Origin of the sequence: Rhodococcus sp. 27YEA15, from assembly GCF_049739425.1 — a bacterium.
Taxonomy (GTDB): Bacteria; Actinomycetota; Actinomycetes; order Mycobacteriales; family Mycobacteriaceae; genus Rhodococcus_F.
This window is the reverse complement of sequence record NZ_JBMHHW010000001.1, coordinates 314629-331198: the sequence shown is the minus strand read 5'-3', so window position 1 is coordinate 331198 and position 16570 is coordinate 314629. Positions and strand designations below refer to the sequence as shown.

Annotated in this window: 15 protein-coding genes; 12 read left to right on the top strand and 3 right to left on the bottom strand. The window is 63.5% G+C overall.

Going from position 1 to position 16570, the window contains the following annotated elements; all coding sequences use genetic code 11:
- Positions 1-71: 71 nt before the first annotated feature.
- Together ABH922_RS01515 and ABH922_RS01510 are read right to left on the bottom strand one after the other, a co-directional pair.
- On the bottom strand, positions 72-917 hold the full coding sequence (locus ABH922_RS01515) for a M55 family metallopeptidase (RefSeq protein WP_424805246.1): 846 nt from the start codon (positions 915-917) through the stop codon (positions 72-74).
- A gap of 228 nt (positions 918-1145) precedes the next feature.
- Complete coding sequence (locus ABH922_RS01510; RefSeq protein WP_424805245.1) at positions 1146-2105, bottom strand: ornithine cyclodeaminase family protein; 960 nt, start codon at positions 2103-2105, stop codon at positions 1146-1148.
- Positions 2106-2248: 143 nt separating this feature from the next.
- Here ABH922_RS01510 and ABH922_RS01505 point away from each other — a divergent pair, with 143 nt between their 5' ends.
- The 10 genes from ABH922_RS01505 (at position 2249) to ABH922_RS01460 (ending at position 12729) form a co-directional block, all read left to right on the top strand.
- On the top strand, positions 2249-3835 hold the full coding sequence (locus ABH922_RS01505; RefSeq protein WP_424805244.1) for an ABC transporter substrate-binding protein: 1587 nt from the start codon (positions 2249-2251) through the stop codon (positions 3833-3835).
- On the top strand, positions 3832-4836 hold the full coding sequence (locus ABH922_RS01500) for an ABC transporter permease (protein ID WP_424805243.1): 1005 nt from the start codon (positions 3832-3834) through the stop codon (positions 4834-4836). The genes ABH922_RS01505 and ABH922_RS01500 overlap by 4 nt, the downstream gene beginning before the upstream one ends.
- Positions 4829-5713, top strand: coding sequence for an ABC transporter permease (locus tag ABH922_RS01495; protein WP_424805242.1), 885 nt, complete (start codon positions 4829-4831; stop codon positions 5711-5713). The genes ABH922_RS01500 and ABH922_RS01495 overlap by 8 nt, the downstream gene beginning before the upstream one ends.
- A complete protein-coding gene (locus ABH922_RS01490; RefSeq protein ID WP_424805241.1) occupies positions 5710-6708 on the top strand; it encodes an ABC transporter ATP-binding protein in 999 nt (332 codons plus the stop codon). Before ABH922_RS01495 ends, ABH922_RS01490 begins: the two co-directional genes overlap by 4 nt.
- Positions 6705-7679, top strand: coding sequence for an oligopeptide/dipeptide ABC transporter ATP-binding protein (locus ABH922_RS01485; RefSeq protein ID WP_424805240.1), 975 nt, complete (start codon positions 6705-6707; stop codon positions 7677-7679). Before ABH922_RS01490 ends, ABH922_RS01485 begins: the two co-directional genes overlap by 4 nt.
- Positions 7680-7742: 63 nt before the next feature.
- Positions 7743-8690, top strand: a complete 948-nt coding sequence (locus ABH922_RS01480; protein ID WP_424805239.1) for a serine hydrolase — start codon at positions 7743-7745, stop codon at positions 8688-8690.
- The gene (locus ABH922_RS01475) at positions 8690-9472 is read left to right on the top strand and encodes a creatininase family protein (protein ID WP_424805238.1); all 783 of its coding nucleotides are present in this window, start codon (positions 8690-8692) and stop codon (positions 9470-9472) included. Before ABH922_RS01480 ends, ABH922_RS01475 begins: the two co-directional genes overlap by 1 nt.
- Positions 9469-10563, top strand: coding sequence for a serine hydrolase domain-containing protein (locus tag ABH922_RS01470; RefSeq protein WP_424805237.1), 1095 nt, complete (start codon positions 9469-9471; stop codon positions 10561-10563). Before ABH922_RS01475 ends, ABH922_RS01470 begins: the two co-directional genes overlap by 4 nt.
- A gap of 51 nt (positions 10564-10614) precedes the next feature.
- Positions 10615-11460: a M55 family metallopeptidase gene (locus tag ABH922_RS01465; RefSeq protein WP_424805236.1), complete on the top strand. Its 846-nt coding sequence runs from the start codon at positions 10615-10617 to the stop codon at positions 11458-11460.
- Between the two features lie 15 nt (positions 11461-11475).
- Positions 11476-12729, top strand: coding sequence for an NAD(P)/FAD-dependent oxidoreductase (locus tag ABH922_RS01460; RefSeq protein WP_424805235.1), 1254 nt, complete (start codon positions 11476-11478; stop codon positions 12727-12729).
- 35 nt (positions 12730-12764) lie between these two features.
- Here ABH922_RS01460 and ABH922_RS01455 read toward each other — a convergent pair whose 3' ends face one another.
- Positions 12765-13487 (bottom strand): GntR family transcriptional regulator, encoded by a 723-nt coding sequence (locus ABH922_RS01455; RefSeq protein ID WP_424805234.1) that lies wholly within the window; start codon positions 13485-13487, stop codon positions 12765-12767.
- 278 nt (positions 13488-13765) lie between these two features.
- Here ABH922_RS01455 and ABH922_RS01450 point away from each other — a divergent pair, with 278 nt between their 5' ends.
- Both ABH922_RS01450 and ABH922_RS01445 read left to right on the top strand, forming a co-directional pair.
- The gene (locus ABH922_RS01450) at positions 13766-15241 is read left to right on the top strand and encodes an amidohydrolase family protein (RefSeq protein ID WP_424805233.1); all 1476 of its coding nucleotides are present in this window, start codon (positions 13766-13768) and stop codon (positions 15239-15241) included.
- A gap of 55 nt (positions 15242-15296) precedes the next feature.
- Complete coding sequence (locus ABH922_RS01445) at positions 15297-16568, top strand: alanine racemase (RefSeq protein ID WP_424805232.1); 1272 nt, start codon at positions 15297-15299, stop codon at positions 16566-16568.
- Positions 16569-16570 lie beyond the last annotated feature (2 nt).

Genomic DNA, 16570 nt, shown 5'->3' with positions numbered 1-16570 from the left:
CATCTCGGCTTGCGCCATCCGCGCGAGGAGTCCTTGATCGAGAGCAGCTTTGACGCATCCGCTCCCGGACGCTACGCCCTGGCGGCAACCGCCGTCATCGTCTTGAGTCCGATCGACGCCAACTTGGCGTTGACGGTGATGAGGCCGAGGATGTCGTCGACGCTTCCGAGGGTGTGCGAGATCGTGCGGTCCGCGACCCGGTGCGAACCTGGTACGGCCTCGGCGAGTTCGGCTGCCGTGGTGGTCGGATGGACGATCTCGAGGTTCCATTCGGCACGAAGCTCGACCGGCTTCAACGTATCCGCCTTGCGTACTGCACGTTCCGCACCGGCTCTGATCGCCTCGCAAGCGAGCGACGGCGGCAGCGAGTTGGTGGCCGACCAGCCGTGCGCCTTCTTCACCTCGACGGTCTCGGTGGTCGGCGAATCGGCATCGACGAGCGCGCAGATGATGTCGTCACCGGTCACCAACCCGACCGGAACTCCCTGCGTCCCGGCGTACAACGTGTTGATGTCGGTCTCGGACACCGATTTTCCGTCCAGCCGGACGTCGGCGAACAAACTCGAATACGTATGCGCGAGCACACCAGGCCCGCCGGCCGGAGCGTGATATCCGATGAACAGGGCAACATCGTGCTCGGCCGTCAAACCTTCGGCCATGCACTGCAGCTTCGGTGAACCGAAGATCAGACGGGCTCGTGGATCGAGGTCGGCGTGCAAGAGATTGTCCATCGTTCCGTGGCTGTCGTTGACGACGACACTGCTCGCGCCGCCGTCGAAAGCTCCGGCGATCGCGGCATTGGTTTCGGCCGTCATCAGCGCCTGTGCTCGCTGATATCCGCCACCACCACGAATCGTCTGATCGAGGGTCGCGATACCCGCGATACCTTCCATGTCCACGGAAATATAGACGTGCATTCGTGCCCTCCGAATAGTCCGAATCGGTTGTACAGGTAGCTGCGCTCAGCTTGACACTCGCGCGAGTCGGATTCTTGTGCTGCCGAACGGTCGGCGGGCCGCCTTTTGGGAGGTTCGCACCAGACTTCAAGACTTTGACCGTGAAACCGTCGCACACGCCGTCATGCCGGGTGCGGCACCCACGTCCGAAACGAACTCGAGGCCATGACGAAGACCGTTACAACCAGGTCAGGGCCTGCCGCGACCGTCGAGTCGGTCGGCAATCGCCTTCCCGACTCCCCAGTCGAGTGCAGCGCACCCCACCGATTTGAACACCGTCCGCCCCTGCCGGTCGAACCCGGAATCCAGGACCGATCCGAGCGAGCGAAACCCGCCGACGAGGAATCCCCGCTCCACTGCCGACCGTACTTCGCCGGAGCCCTCCAGACACCCGGCGATGTCGTCGAGAACGGTGATCGTCGAGTTCTCGATCAGTCCCACCGGAAGCTCTGCCATCGACGGACGAAAAGCGCCGACGGCGTTGACATGCACGTCCGCCTTCAACACCGCGAGGTCGAACAACGGCGATGTCGCGCCCGTCGCACTGCAGACGACGTCCGCATCGGCGACGCTCTCGTGTGCCGACGCCGCCACCGAAATATGCATTCCCGGGTGCCGCAGCTTGGCCGCCGCCACAAACCTGTGAGCCGTCTCGGCCGTGCGATTGTACACCGATATTTCCTCGAATTCCCTTACTGCACAGCAGGAATCCAGTTGAGTTTCAGCTTGGGCGCCGGCGCCGAGAATCGACAGTTTTCGCACGCTCGCCGGGGCGAGCAGCTTCGTGGCAACTCCCGAGACGGCACCGGTTCGCAACGCCGTCAGCCGGTGAGCGTCGACGCTGAAACTCGGCAGACCGGTAACCCCGTCGTACCAGAGCACGGTGCCCTCGATGCGCCGGGTGCCGTCGATGTCGTAGATCGTCAGCGTCTTGACCACGGCGTCGCGGGTCTCTCGATGGAGCGCGGACATGACCAGCAGTTGACCATCCCCGACGACGGTGCGCGGTGGTTGCTCGAGACGATCCGCGTGCAGCTCACGAATCGCGCTCTCGACCGACGAAATAGCCACGGGCACAGAGATCAACGAGTCGAGAGTGTCGATGTCGAGGTGGCGGGCCAATTCGTGATCTTCGGTTTCCATCGTCATGTGGTTCCGTTCTCGTGCGATACACGGGAGTAAATTCGTCTATTTTCCTTGACATCCAATCGGTAAGGTATTACACCTAATGCATCCTTGCAAGGCTCCGTGAAACCCGTCGTTCTCGAATGAACGGCTCGAAGGTGGTTCTGATGGACAAAACGAAGACTCGGTTCTCGAGGCGTACGGCGCTGATCGGAACCGCCACGGCGCTGGCTCTGGTTGTCGCCGGTTGCTCCGGCTCCGCGCAGAACTCGGGCTCTGCTTCCGAGCCCACCGGCGGACCACAGCGTGGCGGCGAACTGCGGGTCTCGATCGGAGCCGAGCCGATCGCACCGGCATTCGACATGGGTACGATGGCCGTGACATCGGTGGGTACGGCGCAGATCGCCACCCTCGCCTACAACGGTCTGGTCGACTTCCAGGACGGCAAGCCCGTCCCCGAGCTCGCCACCTCGTGGAATCAGACCTCGCCGACGCAATACGTGTTCACACTCCGCGACGACGTGAAGTTCACCGATGGAACACCGTTCGACGCCGCGGCGGTCAAGTTCAACCTCGACCGACTACTCGACCCGAACGGAGCCGGAGCCAACCTTCCGCCGTCCCTGCAGTCGGTGGACGTCACCGCGCCCAATGAGGTGACCATGAATCTGTCGGCACCGGCCGGCGGCTTCGTCGCATCGCTTCGGCGTGGCCGCGTGATGATGATGTCCCCCACCGCAGTCGAGAAGTACGCCGCAACGGATCCACTCAAGGCATCGGTGGGCACGGGCCCGTACAAGTTCGACGAGTACAAGACCGGCCAGTACGTCCGCTTGGTCCGCAATGACGACTACTGGGCCGACGACAACTACCTCGATTCGATCAAGATCTCGATACTGCCGGACCCGACCACCGCAGTTCAGGCGTTCGTCAACGGAGAACTCGACGTTCTCGGTGTCACTCCGGCACAGCTCGCCCAGGTCAAGAGTCGGGGCAATTCGGTCATCAAGACCTCCATCAGCAACACGTTCAACTACGTCACGTTCAATCAGGCGGTCAAACCCTTCGACAACGTCGACGTCCGCCGTGGATTCTCCGCCGCGATCAATCGTGAGGGAATCGCGAAAGGCATCTTCCAGGGTTACGCCGATCCCGCGAGCGGACCACTGAGCCCCAAGATCGGCGACGCCTATTCCGATCTGTCCGGCCTTGCCTCGCAGACATTTTCGGTCGATCAGGCCAAGGAGTTCCTCGAGGCCGGGACCTTCGACTTCGACACCACCGTGCCGTTCCGTGCGTTCACCCAGCCGCCATTCTCCACCGAAGCGGACGCACTGGCCGAGCAGTTCCAGAACGTCGGCGTCAAGATCGACCTGAGCAAGGAGGAATTCGGCTCCTGGGCGCAGCGCATCTACACGGCCAAGGACTTCACGATCATGAACAGCGGTCAGACCACCGCGACCGTCGACCCGGACGAGATCTTGTACCCGCTCTTCCACAGCAAGGGTGATCTGAACGCGTCCTCGATCAACGACCCCGAACTCGACAAACTCCTCGACGACGCGCGCACCGAACAGGATCCGAAGCAGCGCGCCGAGCTGTACCAGCGGGTGTCGAAGTTGATCGCGGACAACGCATACGCAGCGTTCACCGTCTTCCCCCAGAAGATCACGGCTACCAACCCCTCGGTCGGCGGCTACGAATTCACCGAAGGTGGCACCAACCCGCTGTCGAGAGTCTGGCTCGCCAAGTGAGTGTAATCGCATCAGCACCCGCGGCCAGGGCTTCCTCTGGCCGCGGGCGGAAAATCGCTCGAAAGCTGCTGATCAACGCCGGCCAGCTGGGTATCGTCGGTTTCGCCGCCACGTTCTTGATGTTCGTACTGCTACGCACGATTCCCGGAGACCCCGCTCGCACCGTGAGCGGGCCCGGGGGGTCGGTCAGTCAGGACCAGATCGACCGCATCAACGCCGAACTCGGACTCGACAAGCCGATGCTCGTCCAGTACTTCGACTGGATCTCGAACGCCGCCCGCGGCGATCTTGGAAAGTCGTTGGTACTCAACGACTCGGTCACCACATTGCTGGCCGACCGGATAGTCGTGACACTTCAACTCGGCATGTACGCTCTCGTGTTCGCACTGCTGCTGTCCGTTCCGCTGAGTGTCCTCGCCTCGCGGTTCACCAGTGACCGAGCGAATCGAAGTGTCCGACTGATCGGAACTCTGGGAATCGCGGTACCCAGCTTCTGGTTGGCACTGCTCCTGATCATCGCTTTCCAGAACGTACTGCCGACCTTCGGCTACTCGCCCATCAGCGGCGGAATCGGCGCACACTTCCAGCACATGATTCTCCCGACCGTCGCGCTGGGCGTCGGCATGTCCACGCTGTTGTTCGAAACCACCAGAGCATCGTTGATCGGCACCCTGAGCTCCGACTACGTCCGCACTGCCCGCTCGTTCGGAATACCCGAACGCCGGGTCTACTCCCGATACGCACTGCGAAACGCCCTTCTTCCCACCGTCACTGTTGCCGGACTCGAAATGGGAGCCCTGATGGGCGGCGCACTCCTGGTCGAAAATGCCTTCGCCGTACCGGGAATGGGACGATTGCTCGTCCAAGCCGTGCTGGCCCGCGATTACACCGTGGTACAGGGTTGTGTGCTCGTCCTGGTCGTCATCGTCGTCGCCGTCAACCTGACGATGGACGTCGTCTACTCGTTCATCGATCCGAGAGTCAGGGCCGACAATGACTGAATCAGCCGGGACCACCCGGTCCACCGCAGCCGTCAGTGTCCGTCGACGACGCAAATTTCTCACTCGTATTCTGTCCCTCCCCGGCCAGAAATTCGCGTGGAGCATTCTGTTCCTTCTGGTGGCGGCCGCGGCGTTCGCACCCTTGCTCGCCCCGCACTCGCCCAATGCCCAGGACCTGACCAACACTCTCAGTCCTCCCGGTGGTGAGTATCTGCTCGGCACCGACGATCTCGGACGAGATCAGATGAGCCGACTACTGTACGGCCTTCGCACGTCGCTGGCCATCAGTGCCGCCGTCACTCTCGGCGTGATGATCGTCGGCATTCCACTCGGCATGCTCGCCGGGTTCTCTCGCGGAATCGCCAACACCGTCATCGCTCGAATCATCGATGTCGGCCTGGCACTTCCGTCGCTGCTTCTCGCGCTCGCTCTCATCGCGGCGATGGGTGCCGGAGTCACCAGCACCGTGATAGCCCTCGTCGCCGGATACACCCCGTATCTGGCCAGGGTCACCCGAAGCGTCGTACTGAAGATCCGCGAGGAAGAGTACATCGACAGCGCTGTGGTCAGCGGAGTTCCCAAGTGGAAGATCATTATTCGACATGTCACTCCGAACATGATCGAATCGGTGTCGGTGCAGTTGACATTGATCTTCGCGTTCACGGTGATCGCCGAAGCCGGACTCAGCTTTGTCGGACTGGGCATCCAGCCACCGACGTCGTCACTGGGCAACATGCTTGCGCTCGGCTCGACACACAGCATCGATCTGCCGCTGATGTCCATAGTTCCTGGCTGCACCATCGCCGTCGTCGTCGTCACGCTGTTGATCTGCGGTGACGGCCTCCGCCACGCACTCGACCCGAGGAGTAATCGATGACGCAGCCATTGCTGTCGATCAAGAATCTCCATGTCAGCATCGCCGACAACCCCGATCTTCGCCCCGTCGACGACGTGAGCTTTCACATCGACCCCGGTGACAGCGTCGCTCTCGTCGGCGAAAGCGGTTGTGGCAAGTCCGTCACGTCGTACTCCGTTCTCGGACTCCTCGAACAGTCTCTGATCTCACGCGGCGACATGGTCTTCGACGGCCGTCACTTCGACATGTCGAACCGCAAAGCTCTTGCGCAGCTCCGCGGGACCGACATAGCGATGATCCCGCAGGATCCGGGCACCTCGCTCAATCCCGTCGTCAGCATCGAACGCCAACTCGGCGATCTGGTGCGTGTACACCAGAAGATCACCAAACGGGTCGCAGCCAAGTTGGTACGAGAACTCCTTGCTCGCGTGGGTATTCCAGCTCCCGACCGGGTGGCGCAGGCCTTCCCGTTCGAGCTCTCCGGCGGTATGCGCCAGCGTGTACTCATCGCGATGGCGCTGGCGTGCGGGCCGACGATGCTCATTGCCGACGAACCGACCACCGCCCTGGACACGACGGTGCAGGCGCAGATCATGGACTTGCTGAACAGCCTGATCGCGGACGAGGGAATGTCCATGCTGTTCATCTCCCACGACCTGGGACTGGTTGCCCAGCACTGCAATCGCGCGTACGTCATGTACGCGGGCAAGATCGTGGAGTCCGGAACGGTTGACGACGTACTGCGTGAAGCCGCGCATCCGTACACCCGCGCTCTGATCGAATGCCTCGGCAGCATGAACTCCGGTGCCCGACGCCTGAAGACGGTTCGCGGCATCGTGCCGCCGCTGGCCGAACGAGGCCGGGGCTGCCGCTTCGCTCCGCGTTGTGATCGCGCGAGCGACGATTGCCTTTTCGTGTCACCAGAACTCGAAGAGAGTGGGCGCAGCCACGCTGCCTGTCTGCACCCGATGACCGGCCTGGACCCGCGTGTCCAGACAAGTGAGGTGGCTCGATGAATACCGCGCACGTCGTGTCCAGTCGAGAAGTGGTCAAGCTGGACGGCATCACACACTCGTTCAAGACTCGTCTGGGCGGGCCTGCCGTGCAGGCACTGCGAGGCGTGGACCTGACGATCACCGCCGGAAGATCTCTCGGGTTGGTCGGTGAAAGCGGCAGCGGGAAATCCACCCTCGGCCGGGTAGTCACCGGACTCCTCCAACCCACCGGCGGGACAGTGGAGATCCTGGGTCGACCCGTCAGCGGGAAAAATGCGATGAAGCGGACACCGGGTTCGGTGCAGATGATCTTCCAGAATCCCCGAGCGTCGATCGATCCGAAACTTCCGATCTGGCGGGCCATCGCCGAACCTCTTCGCGTCGGGGGATATTCGTCGAGACGCAGGGACATCGACGTACTGCTCGATCAGGCCGGTCTCGGCTCGGCGTACGGCGACATGTACGCCCATCAACTCTCGGGCGGGCAATGTCAGCGAGTGGCGATCGCCCGTGCTGTCGCCGCCAAACCGAAACTGATCGTCGCCGACGAACCGGTCTCCGCTCTCGATGTCTCGGTACAGGCACAGATCCTCAATCTGCTCAAGGATATTCAAGAGGAATCGGATACCTCGTTCCTGTTCATCAGCCACGACCTCGGCGTCGTACGTTTCTTCTGCGACGACGTTGCGGTGCTCTACCTCGGGCAGGTGCAGGAATCCGGTTCCACCGAAGCCATTCTGACCAATCCGCAGCACCCGTACACTCGTGCACTCGCGTCGGCGTCGCCGACGTTGCTCTCCGCAGCGACCGGGGAACGGATCATCCTGGCCGGTGAGCCACCGAAGCCGGACAACCCACCGAGCGGCTGTGTCTTCCACGAGCGGTGCCATCAGTATCTGGGGCCGATCTGCACGCAGACACCGCCGCCGATGTATCCCACCGATTCGGGATCGGCACGCTGCCATATCTACGCTCCGAACACGAGCGACTGAGTTCCGACGACACCGACGTCCGGCAACTTACCTCCTTGTACTCCAGATCAGAACGGAAGCACGATGAACTCCACCAGAGAAGCAAGCCTCTCCGCCATCGCCGACGTGTGCGCGGCAGCCGACGTGACTGCCTCGTTCCACGTGCGCAGCCTCGATGGAACCCGTGAAATCGGTTCCGGTGCCGACGATCGTGTCGTGACCGCATCCGTGTACAAGGTTCCGGTCATGTTGGAGGTGGCCGCGCAGGTCTCCGAGGGTCGCTTCTCCTTCGACGATCGTGTCGTCGTTCCCGCCGACCAGCGCACTCTCGGTCCGTCGGGCATCTCCGCGTTGAGTAACGACGTCGAACTCTCGATTCGCGATCTCGGACTGCTCATGATCCAGGTCAGTGACAACACCGCCACCGACATCCTGCAGGCGAAGGTAGGCACGGCCAACATCATGGCCAGGCTCGACGCGCTCGGTGTGAAGAACACGAGCATCACCACCGATTGTGAAGGGATCATCGATCTGGCGCTCGAGGAACTGTCGTCCGAGAACTTCTCCACCATCGAGACAACCTCCTCCGGTAACCCGTTCGGTCTGCCCGACGCCGAGTTCCGCGCAGCTGTCGAATCCGGTGACTCACTGAGCGCCCGGACGGGCAACACCAGCACCCCGCGCGACATGACCGATCTGCTGAGCCTGATCTGGACCGATGCCGCCGCCGACGCGCCGGCCTGCGCCGAGGTGCGGCGAGTGATGGGCTTGCAGTTCGCGCCCCACCGGCTCTCGTCTGCCTTCCCCGACGGCGTCACCGTCTCGGGCAAGACCGGCACGTTCTTCGCCGGTGTCCGCAACGAGATAGGCGTCGTGGACTTCGGTAACGGCGAGGCTTACGTCGTCGGCATCTTCCTGCGGAACCAGAACTACCACATGCGACATGGAGCAGGCGACGCCGCGATCGGCAAGATCGCCGCACTCGCCATCGACGCCCTACGCACCGACGCCACCCCGGTCGGCGCGCTCTGATGGCCGCCGCCGTGCCCGCTCTCGCCGACCTGACCTGGACCCAGGTACAGGAAGCGATGGACTCGGGATTCCGCAATGTCGTCTTCGCCGTGGGCGCCACCGAACAGCACGGCCCACACCTGCCGTTGTCCACCGACACGAGGATCGGCACGTCGACAGCCACCGCCGTCGCGGAGAAGGTCGGCGCGACGATGGTCGCCCCGACCATGCCGTTCGGTGTCTCCCCGCACCACATGTCTTTCCCCGGAACGGTGTCGCTGAGTGAGTCGACATTCCTCGACGTGGTGGAAGAATACGTGCGCAGCCTCGCCGCCCACGGTTTCGACAACATCCTGATCGTGTCGAGCCACGGCGGAAACTTCGAACCGCTGGCGCATCTGATCGATCGAATCGGAAACCGCATCGGGAACAGCAATATCCACGCCCATACCGATCTTCTACAATTACTGGCAGTGTTCGAAGGCGTCGCTGCGGAGGATTCCATCTCACCTGAGGCGTGCGGTTCGCACGCCGGAGATTTCGAGACCTCGATCATGCTGGCACTGCACCCCGAACTGGTGGACATGAGCGTCGCCGAACCCGGCTTTCTCGGGCACTTCGACGAGGACACCGCAACGGCGTTGTTCGCGGGCGGCACGAAAGCGCTTGCCGGTAACGGCGTACTGGGCGATCCGGTCGCCGCCCTGGCATCACGCGGCGAGCGCTACCAGGAGTCGTTGACCACTGCGGTAGCGGACTACTTCCGTACCGAAATCTCGAAAACGAATGAGACTCGGCCATGACCGTAGACGTCCAGCAGATCGTCCAGGACGAACTCGACGCGATAGTCGCCGACGACCGCGAACTCGGTATCCAGGTGGCCGTCTACCGATACGGCGAGCTGATCGTCGACGCGTGGTCCGGGCACAGCGAGCCGACCCGATCGGCAGTAGTGCAGTCGGACACGCTGTTTCCGATCTTCTCCTGCAGCAAAGGCCTGATGTACACGATCGTGCATCTACTGGCAGAACGAGGCGAACTCGACTACGACGCCCGAATTGGTGAGTACTGGCCGGAATTCGCGCAGAACGGCAAGGAAGACGCCACTCTTCGCCAGGTCCTCGTCCACTCGTCGGGCGTGCAGGACATCACCCACGATTTCCACATCGACGACTGGGACGACACGTGCGCCCGGCTCGCCGCCTCGACGGCGCTGTGGGCCCCTGGTACCGAAACTGCCTACCGTGGGCTCTCTTCCGGCTTCATCCTCGGCGAGGTGTCGCGCCGGGTGTACGGCAGACCGTACGGTGAGGTCCTCGCCGAACTGGTCTGCGCGCCGCTGGGGATCGACGACATGTTCTACGGGGTTCCCGATTCGGTGCGCAGCCGTATCGCTGTTCTCGAGAGCGACGAGTCGGTGCTGACCGGACCGGCGGCAAGCCCCGACACCCGGATCATGGCCGATCTGTTCAATTCGCCGTCCGTTCAGGCATCCGCGGTACCCGCCGGCGGGGCGATCACCTCCGCACGTTCACTCGCGAAACACTATGCGTCGTTGATCGGCGACGGCGTCGATGGGGTACGACTCCTCCCCCACGATCGTGTGGACCTGGCGACGTCATTGGCGACCGACGCATTCGACCAGACCCACAAGCGAGAGGTCCGCAAGGGCCTGGGCTATCTTCTCGGCGACGGCACCATGGCGCAGGGCGGTCGATTGAACACATTCGGTCACAGTGGTTTCGGAGGGTCGTACGGATTCGCCGACCCCGACTACGGCCTCGGTTTCGCCCTGACGAAGAATAGGCTCGTCTCGGCGGTACCGCCGGAGGTCCCCGTCTCGGTACACATGGCGAACACGGTGCGTGAGGCGTTGTCCGTCCCACACAGCTGATCGCCGGTGGCCTGAATCGGCACCACGTCAATCGAATCGGAGAGTCTTTCCATGCAGGTGTACATCTCGGTGGACATGGAGGGCATCGCGGGCATCGCGACGCTCGATCAGATCGTTCGCGGCGGCCAGGGCTACCCGCGGGCGCAGGCATTGATGACGGCGGAGACCAACGCCGCCATCGCGGGCGCATTCGACGGTGGTGCCGATTCGGTTCTCGTCAACGACAGCCACGGCACCATGGACAACCTGATCCATGCAGATCTCGATCCACGAGCCCGCATCCTGTTCGGGTCACCGAAGCTACAGTGCATGGCGGAAGGCCTCACCTCCGATCACGACGTGGCCCTGTTCATCGGCTACCACGCCCCAGCCGGTGGACCAGGTGTTCTGGCCCATACGTTCTCGTCGCTGTTCACCGATGTGAGGCTCGACGGGAAGTCCGTCTCGGAGAGCGACGTGAATACCCTCTACGCCGCCACCGCTGGAGTTCCGGTCGGTCTCGTCACCGGCGACGACGTGATCTGCGGGCTGGTGAACGCGTCGAATCCCGGCATCGAGACCGTCGTCGTGAAGCAGGCGCACGGGTGGTCAGCCACCAATTCACTGCCGCCGAGTCTGGCCCGCGACGCCGTCCGCGATGCGGCGAAACGCGTCGTACAGAAGGCCGACACGTTCAAACCTGCCGAGCTGCGCGACGATTGGGTACTCGAAATCGATCACCCCACCATCACCGCCGCAGAATTCGCGGAAAGCGTCCCCGGTTCGCGGCGAACGTCCGCCAGGACCATCGAACATCGCCTCGACTCCGTCGAGGACATCATCGGTCTCATCACCGTCAACTATCAACTTGCATCAGCCGGCATCAGCGGAATCGTGACCATCGCCAGTCGGCGGTAGAAAGGCTTACCTCGAATGAGAGTGACCGTGATCGGCGCGGGCTCGATCGGACTGTGTTCCGCGCTGGCCCTGGCGGCCGAAGGAGCGTCCGTCCAGGTAGTCGATTCGGGTGTTCCCGGAACAGGCGCATCGAGCCACAACGCCGGCTGGGTGGTCCCCAGCATGTCCGCGCCGGTCCCGGCACCAGGGGTGATGGCGAAGTCGCTCCGCTGGATGCTCAAACCCGACAGCCCGCTGTACATCCACCCCAGCCCGAACCCGCAGTTCGCCGCGTTCATGCTCCGCATGCTCCGCAACTGCACCCCGTCGAGGTTCGAATCAGGGCTGAAGAACCTGATGGCGTTGAACGAGCGCACCTTCGGACTGTTCGACGAACTCGAACGCAGCGGACTCCGGTTCGAGAACCACCGCTCCGGCCTGGTGCAACTCTTCCGCACACAGAAGTCTCTCGACTCGCACATCGACGAGATGACGCAGGTGCGAGATCTCGGTGGTGACGATTTCGAGGTGCTCGCACGCGAGCAGGTCGGTGACGCCATTGCGGGACTGTCGGATTCGATACTCGGCGGAATCGTCTGCCCCCGGGAGCGATTCCTCGATCCGGCAGCATTCACCGCGAGCCTGATCACAGCATGCACAGACCTGGGCGTCGAATTCGTCGACGGCACCGAGGTATCGCTGTCGCAGGACGGGAGCGGCCGGGTCGTCGCCACCGGGAACGGATACACCACGACGGCAGATCATTTCGTCGTCGCTGCCGGAGCGTGGAGCGGCAAGGCAGTTCGCGGTCTCGGATACACCCTTCCGCTCCAGGCCGGCAAAGGGTACGGCTTCGACGTGCCCTCGATGTTTCCACCCGGAACTCGCGCCTCGTACCTGTCCGAAGCCAAGGTTGCCGTCACACCGCTCGCCGCATCGACCAGACTGGCGGGCACCATGGGGTTCGGCGGCCTGGACGAACGCATTCACGCGAGGAGAGCCAACGGCATCCTCACCTCGGCCGCCGACTACTTCGACAACTGGGTGGCTCCGACGGGCGCTGTCGCCTGGACGGGTCTGCGACCGATGACCCCGGACGGTATGCCGATCATCGGCGCCCTGCCTGCGCACCCGACCGTCACCGTGGCCACCGGCCACGCGATGTTGGGTATCACCCTCGGACCGGTGACCGGTGACCTGGTCGCGGGCTCCGTCTTCGGGCGCCCGGTCCCCGGCTACGCGGATCCGTTCCGACTCGAGCGATTCGGTCGCAGCGCACTGCGTCGCTGAAATCGGCGCTGCCGCCGAAGACCGGTGGGCTGTTGCTACCGGTCTTCGGAGCGTCCTGCCCACAATCCGCTGACGTGGTGCAGGTGCGTCGTCATGACGTCTTGGGCGGCGGCGGGGTCTCGCGCGTGCAAAGCATCGAGCAACGCGTCGTGTTCACGGGCGGATCGCACCAGATCTTTGCTTCCCGCGATTCCCGTCAGCCCGGACAGTCGAGTCTGATCGCGCAGTTGCTCGACCACCTTGACCAGGCGATCGTTGCCCAGTGCGGCCAGCAATTGCAGATGGAAGTCCTTGTCGAGTGTCAGGAACTCCACGAGATCGCCTTCGGCTGCGGCATTCTCGACGCGCTTGCTCAACGTCCAGAGTTCGGTCAGATCCAGCGGTGGCTCGAGCACGGCTACTTTCGCCATCGCAGGAGGCTCGAGCATCAACCGGATGTCGACGATTTCGGCAAGTTCGTCGTCGGTGAGCTCGACGATGCGGAAACCACGATTGCGCACCATTTCGATGAGCCCCTGGCTCTTGAGATCGAGAAGAGCCTCGCGGACCGGGGTTGGCGACACCTCCAGTTGGGCGGCAATGTCACCGATCGCGTAGAGACGGCCGGATTCCAGCTCGCCACTGGATATCCGAGCCCTGAGCAGACGAGTGGCGTCACTACGCAAGCTCGTCCTGGCCAGGGGTGCAAACACGGCTGCCTGTTTTTTCTGCTCGACGCCGCGATCAGAAGCTGCAGCTGCCGGTTGCCTAGTCGCCATGGATGCAGTCTAGTATCGAATCGTTTGCAATATGTAATACCTAACATACAATGTGAGCAAATCGTTGCCTATGTTTACCATCTGGGCGAGATCCACCCTGCCCGACTCGTCACGATCGCTGCGCCCGTACCTCGAATCAGTCCCGGTGTATCGGAGATTCCACCTCCAGTCCGCCAGAACAGTCAGCACGTCCCTATTTGGTTCGTTCGCACCAGAATCCGAAACAGACGGCGTGACAGCATCGAGACACACCGTCCGATGACAGGAGAACCGTTCTGATGCAGGTCCACGACATCGTGTTCACCGGCGGCCGCGTCGTCGACCCGGCGTCCGGCACCGACGACGTTCGCAACATCGCCGTCACCGGAGACAAGATCTCCGCGTGGGGACACGAACCGATCGAAGCCCGCACGACGATCGACGTCGCCGGTCAGGTGGTCTGCCCCGGATTCATCGACCTCCACAGCCACGGGCAGGAAATCGCAGAACAGCGCCTCCAGGCTCTCGACGGCGTCACCACCGCACTCGAACTCGAAGCCGGGGTCATTCCGGTAGCCACGGCATACGCCAGGGCCGGTGCCGAGGGCCGCCCGATCAACTACGGCTACGCGACGTCGTGGGCACACGCCAGGATGATCGAGCTGTCCGGCGTCGATCCCGACGGCGATATCCGAACCATGCTGCATCACATCGGCTCGGCCGGCTGGCAGGACGAACCCACGGCGGCCCAGCGCGCTCACATCGTCGAGCTCCTCGAAAACGATCTCGCCGCCGGCGCTCTCGGAATCGGCGTCCTCGTCGGCTACGCGCCGAAGTCTGATCCGATCGAGTACCTCCAGATAGCCGAACTCGCAGCCCGGGCGAACGTACCCACCTACACCCACGCCCGACCGTTGATCGCTGCCGATCCGTCCAGCCCGATCGACGGAGCCATCGAAATCGTCCGTGCCGCAGCCGAAACCGGCGCGCACATGCACTACTGCCACGTCAACAGCACCTCCGGCATGAATGTCGACTACGCCCTGTCCGTGGTGGCCGACGTCCAGGCCGCCGGATCCCGGGTCACCACCGAGGCCTACCCGTACGGATCGGGTTCGACCGCAATCGGTGCCGCATTCCTGGACCCGGACAAGCTCCACTTGATGAACCTGACACCGCAGTCCCTGACCTTCGTCCCCACCGGGGAGCGCATCGAAAGTCGCAAGCAGTTGGAGCACCTGCGAGCCACCGACCCCGGCGGGCTGGCTCTCGTCGAGTTCATCGACGACGACGATGCCCACCAACGCCAGATTCTCGAGCGCGCCATGACCTTCGAGCGAGCCGCCGTCGCCAGCGACGCGATGCCACTGACCTGGCCGCGGCGCACCCCCGCCGACGCGTTGCGGTGGCCACTGCCCCCGACCGCCCTCGGACATCCCCGTGGCGCGGGCACGTACGCACGCTCCGTCCGGACCCTGTACCGCGAGCGTGGGCTGCTCTCCCTCTCCGAGATCATCGCTCGCTGCTCGCTGATCCCCGCCGAGATACTCCAGGAGTCGGTTCCGGTCATGGCCGCCAAGGGCCGCATCAGCCCCGGTAGTGACGCCGACATCGTCGTCTTCGATCCCGATACCATCACCGACAACGCGACCTACCTCGACGGCACCCGGCCCTCCACCGGAATCAGCCGCGTCCTGGTCGGCGGAGTAACCGTCGTCGACGGTGGCCGCGTGGTCGAAGACGTACTGCCCGGCCGACCGATTCGACGGAACTGACAGAAAGCCCGCGCCCGTGACCATCACACCCTCGACGAACGGCACAATAACTCCCATGACGGATTTCGCGAACCTTCCGATCACTTGGCAGCACAAAGGCTTCGGCACCGATCTCGCGGGCCGGGTCGGCTCCGAACTCGAAGCGTCGGCGCTCTCCGCTCTCGACGGCGACCTGCCACTGCCGGTGATGACGCTCGACCGTGCGGCAATCGCACACAACATCGACGTCATGGCCCGGTTCTGCATCGACAACGACGTCGACCTCGCCCCGCACGCCAAGACCACGATGAGCCCGGAACTGGTCGGGCGCCAGCGCGACGCCGGTGCGTGGGGAATGACGGCGGCCACCGTCGCCCAGGCCCGCATGCTCCGCGAGTTCGGCATCGACACCCTCGTGATCGCCAGTCAGGTCCTCGACCTCGCCGGAATCCGCTGGATCTGTGAGACCCAGAACAACGATCCTTCCTTCTTCGTCACCACACTGGTCGATTCGGTGCAGAGTATCGCCGTGATGGAGAAGCTGATCGCGAAAGTCTCACCGAGCAGCCGTATCCGGGTACTCGTCGAACTCGGCTACGACCGTGGCCGGGCCGGCGCCCGCACCACCGAGACCGCTCTGGCCGTCGCCCGCGCAGCCTCGGCGTCGAAGTCGCTGATCCTGACGGGAGTCGAAGGGTTCGAGGGCATGGTGCCCGGCGATTCGGTGGACGCTCGCCGCGTCGTCGTCGACGCCTACTTGAAGTGGGCACGGGCGTTCGTGGAGACCTGCCTGGCCGAGAACCTGTTCGAAAACGATTCGGAGCGGGCCCCGATACCACTGGTCACATTCGGCGGCAGCGCATTCCACGATCTGGTGGTTCGCGAGCTGGCCGGCCGATGGGCAGCCGACCACCGCGTCCGCATCGTCCTGCGCAGTGGCTGCTATGTCACCCACGATCACGGCCTCTACACCGACACGTCACCGTGGTCCGGCGGTCCGCACGCGTTGCGCGCCGCTGCCGAGGTGTGGGGCGTCGTGCTCTCGACGCCCGAACCCGGGCGCGCGATCCTCGGCTTCGGCAGGCGCGACGTCGGGTCCGATGCCGGCTTCCCGATCGTACTGTGGAGTCGCCGCGACGGCGTCAACACCGACGCACAAGCGCTGAAGGTCACCGGACTCAACGACCAGCATGCCTATCTCGACGTACCTACCGATTTCGACCTTCAGGTCGGTGACCTGCTCGGTTGTGGAATCTCGCACCCCTGCACCACTTTCGACAAGTGGTCACTGATCCCCGAGGTCGACGCGGACTATCGGGTACTCGGGACGGTGCACACCTTCTTCTGACC

What these genes read in the sequence shown, in the direction of transcription:
- ABH922_RS01465 (WP_424805236.1), top strand. Translation starts at nt 10,615, where the DNA reads ATGCAGGTGTACATCTCGGTGGACATGGAGGGCATCGCGGGCATCGCG.
- ABH922_RS01510 (WP_424805245.1), bottom strand. Translation starts at nt 2,105, where the DNA reads ATGACGATGGAAACCGAAGATCACGAATTGGCCCGCCACCTCGACATC.
- ABH922_RS01470 (WP_424805237.1), top strand. Translation starts at nt 9,469, where the DNA reads ATGACCGTAGACGTCCAGCAGATCGTCCAGGACGAACTCGACGCGATA.
- ABH922_RS01490 (WP_424805241.1), top strand. Translation starts at nt 5,710, where the DNA reads ATGACGCAGCCATTGCTGTCGATCAAGAATCTCCATGTCAGCATCGCC.
- ABH922_RS01480 (WP_424805239.1), top strand. Translation starts at nt 7,743, where the DNA reads ATGAACTCCACCAGAGAAGCAAGCCTCTCCGCCATCGCCGACGTGTGC.
- ABH922_RS01445 (WP_424805232.1), top strand. Translation starts at nt 15,297, where the DNA reads ATGACGGATTTCGCGAACCTTCCGATCACTTGGCAGCACAAAGGCTTC.
- ABH922_RS01515 (WP_424805246.1), bottom strand. Translation starts at nt 917, where the DNA reads ATGCACGTCTATATTTCCGTGGACATGGAAGGTATCGCGGGTATCGCG.
- ABH922_RS01475 (WP_424805238.1), top strand. Translation starts at nt 8,690, where the DNA reads ATGGCCGCCGCCGTGCCCGCTCTCGCCGACCTGACCTGGACCCAGGTA.
- ABH922_RS01485 (WP_424805240.1), top strand. Translation starts at nt 6,705, where the DNA reads ATGAATACCGCGCACGTCGTGTCCAGTCGAGAAGTGGTCAAGCTGGAC.
- ABH922_RS01455 (WP_424805234.1), bottom strand. Translation starts at nt 13,487, where the DNA reads ATGGCGACTAGGCAACCGGCAGCTGCAGCTTCTGATCGCGGCGTCGAG.
- ABH922_RS01505 (WP_424805244.1), top strand. Translation starts at nt 2,249, where the DNA reads ATGGACAAAACGAAGACTCGGTTCTCGAGGCGTACGGCGCTGATCGGA.
- ABH922_RS01450 (WP_424805233.1), top strand. Translation starts at nt 13,766, where the DNA reads ATGCAGGTCCACGACATCGTGTTCACCGGCGGCCGCGTCGTCGACCCG.
- ABH922_RS01495 (WP_424805242.1), top strand. Translation starts at nt 4,829, where the DNA reads ATGACTGAATCAGCCGGGACCACCCGGTCCACCGCAGCCGTCAGTGTC.
- ABH922_RS01460 (WP_424805235.1), top strand. Translation starts at nt 11,476, where the DNA reads ATGAGAGTGACCGTGATCGGCGCGGGCTCGATCGGACTGTGTTCCGCG.